This is a genomic window from Frankia sp. CeRuru1, assembly GCF_977966315.1.
In genome coordinates this window covers 1-8384 of the sequence record NZ_CDWWEW010000232.1, presented here as the reverse complement: position 1 = coordinate 8384, position 8384 = coordinate 1, and the positions used below count along the sequence as shown (strand labels likewise).

Sequence of the window (8384 nt, the reverse complement as noted above, 5' to 3'; positions counted from 1 at the left end):
GCCGCTGGCCGTGTTCCCGTTCCTGCTGGGGGTTGGCGGGCAGGGGCCAGCGGAGCTAGGTGTAGAGGACGGTGCGGTGCTGGTCGTAGGCGGCTTCGATCAGGTCCCCGAAGACCTGGGCCCGGGCCGGGACGATCACGACGACGGCGGTGACGGCGACGGCCAGGCCGATCGGGATGGCCAGGATGGTCAGGGGTGCGAACGCGCAGAACAGCGGCCCCCAGATCGCGGTGGTGACCGCGCTGTCCGGTGAGCTGCAAACGGTTGGTGTAGTCCGCGGCTCCGGCGACCCGGTGGGTATTTTTCCACCCTGCCGGGTGCTTTGTCTTCCAGGACGACAGGTGTCGTCGCCGCCGTCAGCGGCGGGGTCGGCACCGGGGACGTGCGGGGCAACCTGTTCGCCGATGACCCGAATCGCGATGAAGGAGACCGCGGCGTCTCCACGCCATCCAAGATCTTCGTGGCCCCGCCGGCTCGGCGTCTCGCGTGAGCCGGCAGGAACGTGGGCCGGCAGGACAATCTCAGACGGCCCGGGTGGGCACGCGATCTACCCGTCATGACCGTCTTCGCCCCGGCCTGCCCCACCTGGTCAGCCACCGCCTGGAGGCAGCCGCACTTAACGGCGAACTTAACCGCCGTAGGCTCGTATGATGCTGGCTATGGTCGGTGACAGGGCCTCGCATGCCACGCCGTTGTCGGTGGCGCGGTCGCTGCGTCTGCTCGGCGATCATGTGTCGACCTGGCGGAAGCTGAACCGGCTGACCGCGGCCCAGGTCGCCCAGCGAGCCGGGATCTCCCGGGACACGCTGCGCGCCATCGAGCAGGGTAAGGGCACCGCGAGCACCGAGAACCTGTTCAGGGTGCTACGCACCATCGGGATCATGGATGCCGTCGTCAGGGCCACCGACCCGTACGAGACCGACGTCGGCCGGCTGCGCATGGACGAGATCCTCCCCAAGCGAGTACGGCGCTGATGGCCGGACGGGATCCTGTCGAGGTCACCGTCGAGATCGACGGGCAGGAGACCGCCGCCGGGACGTTGTGGCTTCACGACCGCGGCGGACAGAGCGCCACGTTCCGATATGCCGACGCCTACCTGACCAACCCGGCCGGATACGACCTCGACCCGGCACTGGCCAGAGCCGCCGGCGTCTTCCACACGCCGCCGGGGTCGGCCATCTTCAACGCGTTCGCCGACAGCGCCCCCGACCGATGGGGCGAGAACCTCATGAGGCGTGAGGAGCGCGAGCGCGCCCGCGCCGCCGAGACCACACCTCGCACTCTCGGTAAGGCCGACTTCCTTCTCGGCGTCCGCGACGACACCCGCCAGGGAGGTGCCAGGTTCCGCCAGCCGGCGACCGCCACCTACTATTCGACGCACCGGCACGCGGTCCCACGGCTGATCGACCTGGCCCGGCTCATGCGAGCAGCCGACCGCGTCCGCGCGGAGGGCGACTTCGACCGCGACCTCGCGGACCTCATCGACGCAGGTAGCTCGCTCGGCGGCGCGCGCCCCAAGGCGGCGGTGCGGGACGTGTCCGGGCGGCTCTCGATCGCCAAGTTCCCGCGTTCGGACAGTGACGAATGGGACGTGGCCGGTTGGGAGGAGGTACAACTGAGACTCGCTCGCAGAGCGGGGCTTACCGTGGCGGAGTCGGAACTGCTGACCGTTGCCGGCCGGCACGTACTACTCCTGAGCCGCTTCGACCGCATCGGCGCGCGGCGTCTGGGGTTCGCAAGCGCCCTGACCATGCTCGAGGCCTCCGACGGGGACCTCCGCAGCTACCTCGAGATCGCCGAGGTAATCGAACGCTACTCGCCGAGAGCTGACGCCGACCTGCGTGAGCTCTACCGGCGGATCCTGTTCTCCATCCTGACCGGGAACACTGACGACCACCTGCGCAATCACGCGTTCCTGCGCGAGCGAGACGGCTGGGCGCTCTCTCCTGCCTACGACCTCAACCCCAATCCGGACAACCCGGCCCGGCTGAGCACGGCCGTCGATCTCGACAACACCGACGCAAGCATCGACCTCGCGCTGTCGGTGGGCAACTACTTCCGCTTGTCGCCGCCGAGGGCCCGCGACCTCGTCAGGGAGGTGGAGACCGCCACGGCGGGCTGGCGGCAGGCCGCAGCCGGGCTCGGCATCCCGAAAAGCCAGGCCGACCGGATGGCAGTGGCCTACGAGAGCGAACAGCGACGGATCGCCCGTGCTCTCAGTGTGCCTTGAGATGTTGCCGGCGGTTACGACGAAGCACGCCCGCGGCGGCAGCGCTACAACGCGACCCTGGCAGACTTGATCGACGCTGGCCTCCTGCGCGCTGGCGAGCGGCTCGTCGGGCGCCGCAGCGGTCGGCTGTTCCCAGCGACCCTGACGGCCGACGGCCGGATCCGCACGGCCTCCGGCGAGGTCTACCGCTTGGCGAGCGCCGCAGCCAAGGCTGCTCCACCGGAGCGCCCAACCCGGGCGACTGGCGGTTCTGGCGAGTGGAACGAACGAACGACACGCTGTTCGCGACCCGTGCCCGATACCTGCTGTCCTCCGGCGCCGAGCGGAACGGCTGAGGCATGCGGGCCCGCCCCGACGATCACGGTCGCGAGACGGGTCGAGGTGTCCGGAACCGCCAGGCCTACAGAACACCTGTTCGATTCGGTAGATGATGTCACGGGCGGCGCGGTCACTGGACATCTCCCCTGCTCAGATGTCCGGTGACAGGCATCTCGGCCCGTCGACAGCCGTGACCTGGGCAGATCAACTTCGATGGCAAAATCCGTGGGCGTCCTTTTGCCGTTGAAGTCAGCCCCCGGCCACCGAACCATGATCTTGCCAGTCAAGTCGGCTCTTCGGGAGTGGCCGCGGGCGGTGAGGAGGGCGACGACGGCTCTGATTGTTTCGGGGTGGGTGGCTGCTTCGACGAGGTCTGGCTTGGTGGGACTGAGGCCAGGGTTCGAGGCGATGGCCTTCGCTGTCTCCCGCTCGGTCAGCTTGCCTCCCCGGCGCATTCCGAACAAGGCCGAAATCATCTCGTAGTCGAGCAGGCCGGGTGCCGCAAGCGATGCGACACCGGCGAGTCGACGGCGCACGGCGACCCCGCCCGCGCTGTGGTCTGTCAGCGTTCACACCAACGCCGAACAGTCGATCACGGCCATGACCTTACTGTAGCCGCTGCGCCTGCAATATGCAGGCACAGCGGTCCGGGTCGTCAACGCGCCGCCGACGGTCGCCGCGTCCCGCGGTCGACGGGAGCAGTCCGCAGCAGACCGCGATTGCCGCGGCAACCGCCAGGAGTGTGGCTGCGATCTCAGGACCTGCCAGATCCACGGAACACCCGTTCGACCCTCAATTCTACGGAAGGAAGGACAACTGATGCCCCGATAGGACGGCGTTTTCTCCCCGCCGTAAACGGCGGGGCCTCCACGCCACAAAACCGGTAAGGAGGGGGCGACCGAGGAGAATGGTGAAGCTGGAGGGGAGCCGGAGCGCCGCCTTCCCGCCACCCGCGCGCGGCGGCCACGGGGCGCGGGCACCGGACATCGCAGAGCTACGATGTCCGGTGCCGCGGTAGCCGGAGAACCCGGGCGAGCATTGCCGATTGGAATCCGTTCCGGACGCCCTGGCCAACCCCGCTACACGTCTCTCCTAGCGGTTCGCTGTATTTCAGTGGCGTTCCGTCCGGGTCCTCTCGTCAGCTCAGTCCCAGTCCCAATCCCAATCCCAGTCGTCCTTGTGGTGCCGGTCCTTGCCGTCCCAACGGTCCTTACCATCCCGATGGTCCCAACGGTCCTTACCGTCCCAACGGTCCTTACCATCCCGATGGTCCCAACGGTCCTTACCATCCCGATGGTCCCAACGGTCCTTACCATCCCGATGGTCCCAACGGTCCTTACCATCCCGACGGTCCCAACGGTCCTTACCATCCCAACGGTCCCAACGGTCCTTACCATCCCAACGGTCCCAACGGTCCTTACCATCCCAACGGTCCCAGCGATCCTTGGCGATCTTTTCATCCACCGGGCCACCGAGATAGCTCGACGCCAGCGCGCTCGTAGCCGCCGGCCCCACGGTGACGAACACTGCCGCCGCCGTAGACACCGCGACAACTGCGGCTTTCCGCCTCACGGACTTGTCCACACTTCCTCCAGAACCGAGAGAGAGTGAATCGCTACCATCAGCAACAGAGACTAGTGTGCTCGACGAGGTCCGCAAACGGATCATCGGCCGGCTTCGACGATCAGCCGACTACGGAACGTAGTATTTCCGGGATGAAGAGGGGATGGCACATTTGACGTTCTCCCCTGTCTGAAGGCGGGATTCCAACCCCTATACACCCACCGGAAGGGGAGGTGCGGAATGCGGAAGACTGTAGAGGCCATCGCTGAATCCTTCGCGTTCGCGGGAGAGCACGGATGTCATGCCCGTGTTCTTCAGCGTCGCGGCGGAAGAGCGACAAAAACGTCCATCGACGGACGGTTCAACATTGGCACGGACCACATCTCGTCGGCCCACCGGCTCCCGTCAACGGAGAGCCAGCGGACGACCTGGAGTCCACGGGCCAGACCGGCATGCTCAGCCGGTCGTGATGCCCACCTCGGCCCGCAACCGGGAGATGTCCGCCACCGCGAGCCGTGGCCCCGGCCGCAGCACCTGTTCCTCTCGCAATGCCGCCACGTGTGCGGCCACCGTGCTCCGGGCGAGTCCCAGGGACTCCGCGACGGCATCGAGCGAGAACGGCACCCGAATCGGATCGGGCAGCTCCGGTCCGGCGAGGGCGACCAGTTCCAACAGCAGGCGGGCGACCCGCTGCCGCGGCGAGAAATGCACGAGCTGATGCTGGTAGGGAACCGTTTCGGACAGCTTGCTCACCACGTAGTCAGCGAGCGCTCCCTGAACGCCGTGCCGCCGCGGGAAGGAGTCGAGCATGGCGGCGGAGACCCGATGCGCCTCGCATCGATCGATCGCCTGCACCGTGGCGGTGCGTCCGGTTCCGATTCGCGCCATCTCACCGATCATGTCCCCGGGCGAGCGCAGCGCCAGCAGGAGGGCCGAGCCCTCCGCGTTCATGCGCACCACCTTCACCCGGCCGGTGGTCAGCAGAAGCAGGAAATCATCTGGATCGCCCTGACGCAGCAGCATCTGCCGCGACCGGAAATGGCACCGGGAACCGCATGACAACAACGCCTGCCAGAGACGGTCGCCGAGGATCGCCTGCATTCCCCGCCGGGCAGGCCGGACAGAATCGGTCATCCCACAGAAGTATCGCGGATCGGACCCGCATTCGGCGCCGCCACCGAGAGGATGCGGCTGAGGTGACCGACCAGCGATCTTGTCCGATCAATCATTTCTATCCGGTTCGCCCGGTTTGCTCTCGGCCGCGACGTGCCGACGTGCCGACGTGCCGACGTGCCGTGCCGCGGATGGTCAAACTGCTGCCATCCGCGGCACGGCGCCCGGCTCCCGTGCCATCGGCACAGGGCCTCGTTCACCGGCCGGGCCGGGACCCGGGTGAACGGGTTACTCGACTACTCGACGCCCTCGAAAATCCAGCCCCTGTCCTCGCTGAAGATGGGTGACAGGGCAACCAGCGGCGGGTAGATGAGTGCCGGGTGAAGCCCCAGGGTCAGTTCATTGTCCGGGACACCGATGGTGAAGGTACCCGCCTGGGGGCCATCAGCGATCTTCCATTCACGCGGCTCCGGGAGCACACGTACCCGCTCGAACGCGTCCGGGTCACCATCGAAGCCCACAAAAGCCCCGCCGGACGGCTTGCGGATCGTGTAGGTGTCGTCGTCGGCGCGCTGCACCTGCCACACCTGCCCGTCGCCGTCGCCGTCGGGCAGAAGGACGAGGTTGCCCCCGCCCACGTCGGTGAGGGTCTGCTGCCCGGCGATGCTGATCCGGTAGATGCCGTCGATCACACTTGCCACGCTTGGCTCCTCTTCCGTCAAAGGAACAACTGGTCACGGTTGCAACCAGCCGCGATTGAGAATGTTGCTGCCTACACCAGAGTCAGAAGGAGGATCTTCCCTTTAATGACATGATGAGGCCCTTTTCGGCGGTTCGATGAGACAGGAAGGCTCTGCGATGGAGCACTGGACGAGCAGACCGTGGTGGCACCGGACATCCAGGACGCCGCCACCATCATGCCCGCTACCGTCGGCGTTTCGGATCAGCGGCACACACTAAAAATGCAGATCAAGAACCGAGGAACATCGCCTGGATCGCACCGATTTGACCCCGGAAATCCACTCTGGGACCAGCAGCGGGGATCAGCGCAAGACAGTGGGCACGCCACCTTTGCGGACGTCGGACGGCACCGCCCACCGCAGACTCTCTCGAAGCACCGGACACCACACGCCGAAGTCACGGTGGCGTAGCCCGAGGTTCAGCGCGCAGAACACGCCGACGGACATTCCGGCGAAGATCCGGTCAGCCTGGCCCAGTGCCGGTCGAGGTGTCCTTTCTTCGGACACGGTGATGGATGCCGGCCGTCCCGGACCGGGACAGCCGGGACAGCCGGGATAACCCGGACAGATGGTCGCGCCAGCGGGGCCAGACCAGGAAGGCCTCGGCTTCGAGCATCGCCAGGGCGATCCGTGGTAGCTCGGAACTGGCGGGGTAGCAGATGTAACGGGGCTGCCAGGTGGGTTGAAATTTGGCGTTGAACCGGTACAAGCTATCGATTTGGAACCAGCGGGACAAGAATATTAACAGGGAACGCCAACAGCGGATGACCGGCCCGGCACCCAGACGCTCGCCGCGTTCGAGCGCGGACCGGAAGAACGCGAAGTTCAGCGACAGCCGTTCGACGCCCAGCTCGCGGGCCTGGCGCAGGGCGCTGACGATGAGGAACTCGTTCAGCCCGTTGTCGGCGGTCCGGTCCCGTGTCATCGCGTCCAGCGACAGGCCCTTGGGTCCCCACGGCACGAAGTGCAGCAGGGCGCGCAGCCGGGGCTCGGTGCCGGCCGCGCCGGCATGCGACGCGTCGTCCCCGGTTCCGCTCGTCGTGTCGTTCGCCGGGTGACCCGGAGCACCGTTCACCGGGTCGTCCGCGTCGTGGGGGCCCGCGTCGCGGGGGCCCGCATCATGGGAGAAGGCCATCACGGCCACGCAGTCGCCGTCCGCGCCGCCGCCGAGGCGGCCGAGCGCCATTGAGAAGCCCCGTTCCGTCTGGGTACCCCGCCAGGCCGCGGCCTGTGCCTTCAGCCGGGCGATGTCGGCCGGCGCGAGATCGCCGACCCGCCGCGCGACCGCAGTGTAGCCGGCGCGTTCCACCCGGGCGACCGCCTGGCGAACGTTACGCATCGCCCGGCCCTCCAGCGTGAACGACGCCGTGTCGACGATGGCCTCGTCACCAAATTCCAGCGCGCACAGACCGGCGCGGGTCCAGGCGAAGCCACCCGCCTCCGAGCAGCCGAGGACCGCCGGCATCCACGCATGGTCGGCCGCCTCGCGCAGGAACTCCCTGATGGCCCCCGGCCAAGCCTCCCGGTCACCGAGCGGGTCTCCGCTGGCCAGCATCACGCCGGAGACCACCCGGTAGGCCACGCAGGCCTTGCCGGTCGGTGACCAGATCACCGACTTGTCCGACCGCAGCGCGAAGTATCCTAGCGAGTCGGCCTTGCCGTGCCGGGCCAGCAGGGCACGTATCCGTTCCTCGTCGGAGTCGGTCAGCCGGGGCCGGGGCTCGGGCGGTCGCAGCGCGAGGTAGCCGGTGGTCACAATGGTCAACAGGCCCATCGTCAGCAGCACGCGGGCGGCGAGGTCGGAGAACCGGTCGGAGGTGAACCGCAGCGGACCGGGGATCCCGACGAGTCCCTCGACGATCTGTTCGAACTGAGCGGACAGCGAATGCGGGCCGACGATCCGGTCCTGGCGCAGATAGAGCAGCAGGAACCCGATCCCGATCGAGACGACGGTGAGCAGCAGGCCGACGCCGAGCGCCCGCCAACGCGTCGACGGGTCGCCCTTGGCCCGGAACTCCCCGTGGACCAGCAGCAGGGCGATAAGCAGCGCGGCCGATCCGGCCGCCTCCTCGTAGTCCAGACCCTTGGCAACGTGGAGCACGATGCTCACGCCGAGCAGGACCACCACGGCCCGCCAGGCCCGCCGCTTGCTGCGGCGCAGCCCCGGCGTCAGCAGCACGAGCAGCATGCCGACGACGACGGTAAACGCGGCGGCCTGCTGGGAGGCTGCAGGGGGCAGGAGAACCCGCAGGTCCTCCAGGCCGGAGCGCCACTCCGGGGTGACCGCGGAGACGACGTCGACCAGGCCGACAACCAGGGCCAGCAGCGCAGCGGCCCGAGGCGCCCACGGCCGTTTCCAGGGGGGCAGCACGGGCATCCTGCTGCTCTTCCTGCCGGAACGGGCGCCGGGTGGTGTCGTC

Annotated in this window: 6 protein-coding genes and 2 pseudogenes; 4 read left to right on the top strand and 4 right to left on the bottom strand. The window is 67.8% G+C overall.

All coding sequences use genetic code 11. The annotated features are described in order from the left end of the window. From AC08OP_RS16205 to AC08OP_RS16190, 4 genes and pseudogenes are all read left to right on the top strand, one after another. Nucleotides 1-253 (top strand): annotated as a pseudogene (locus AC08OP_RS16205) (hypothetical protein); the annotation flags it as partial. 406 nt (nucleotides 254-659) lie between these two features. Beyond that, a complete protein-coding gene (locus AC08OP_RS16200) occupies nucleotides 660-974 on the top strand; it encodes a helix-turn-helix domain-containing protein (protein WP_476614964.1) in 315 nt (104 codons plus the stop codon). Then, entirely contained in the window at nucleotides 974-2230 is a 1257-nt protein-coding gene (locus AC08OP_RS16195; protein ID WP_476614963.1) for a type II toxin-antitoxin system HipA family toxin, read from the top strand. Before AC08OP_RS16200 ends, AC08OP_RS16195 begins: the two co-directional genes overlap by 1 nt. Nucleotides 2231-2263: 33 nt before the next feature. Beyond that, nucleotides 2264-2713: pseudogene (locus tag AC08OP_RS16190) on the top strand (restriction system modified-DNA reader domain-containing protein); the annotation flags it as partial. Nucleotides 2714-3691: 978 nt separating this feature from the next. On the opposite strand, the gene AC08OP_RS16185 reads toward AC08OP_RS16190, so the two are convergent. The 4 genes from AC08OP_RS16185 to AC08OP_RS16170 all read right to left on the bottom strand — a co-directional run bounded on the left by AC08OP_RS16185 (nucleotide 3692) and on the right by AC08OP_RS16170 (nucleotide 8341). Continuing rightward, nucleotides 3692-4120 carry a hypothetical protein gene (locus AC08OP_RS16185; protein ID WP_476614962.1) on the bottom strand — a complete coding sequence of 143 codons (429 nt, stop codon included), beginning with the start codon at nucleotides 4118-4120 and terminating at the stop codon, nucleotides 3692-3694. 447 nt (nucleotides 4121-4567) lie between these two features. Further along, nucleotides 4568-5245, bottom strand: coding sequence for a Crp/Fnr family transcriptional regulator (locus AC08OP_RS16180; protein ID WP_476614961.1), 678 nt, complete (start codon nucleotides 5243-5245; stop codon nucleotides 4568-4570). A gap of 275 nt (nucleotides 5246-5520) precedes the next feature. After that, nucleotides 5521-5925, bottom strand: a complete 405-nt coding sequence (locus AC08OP_RS16175; protein ID WP_476614960.1) for a hypothetical protein — start codon at nucleotides 5923-5925, stop codon at nucleotides 5521-5523. A 502-nt stretch (nucleotides 5926-6427) separates the two neighbouring features. Then, a complete protein-coding gene (locus AC08OP_RS16170; protein ID WP_476614965.1) occupies nucleotides 6428-8341 on the bottom strand; it encodes a phosphatidylglycerol lysyltransferase domain-containing protein in 1914 nt (637 codons plus the stop codon). Between the last annotated feature and the right edge of the window lie 43 nt (nucleotides 8342-8384).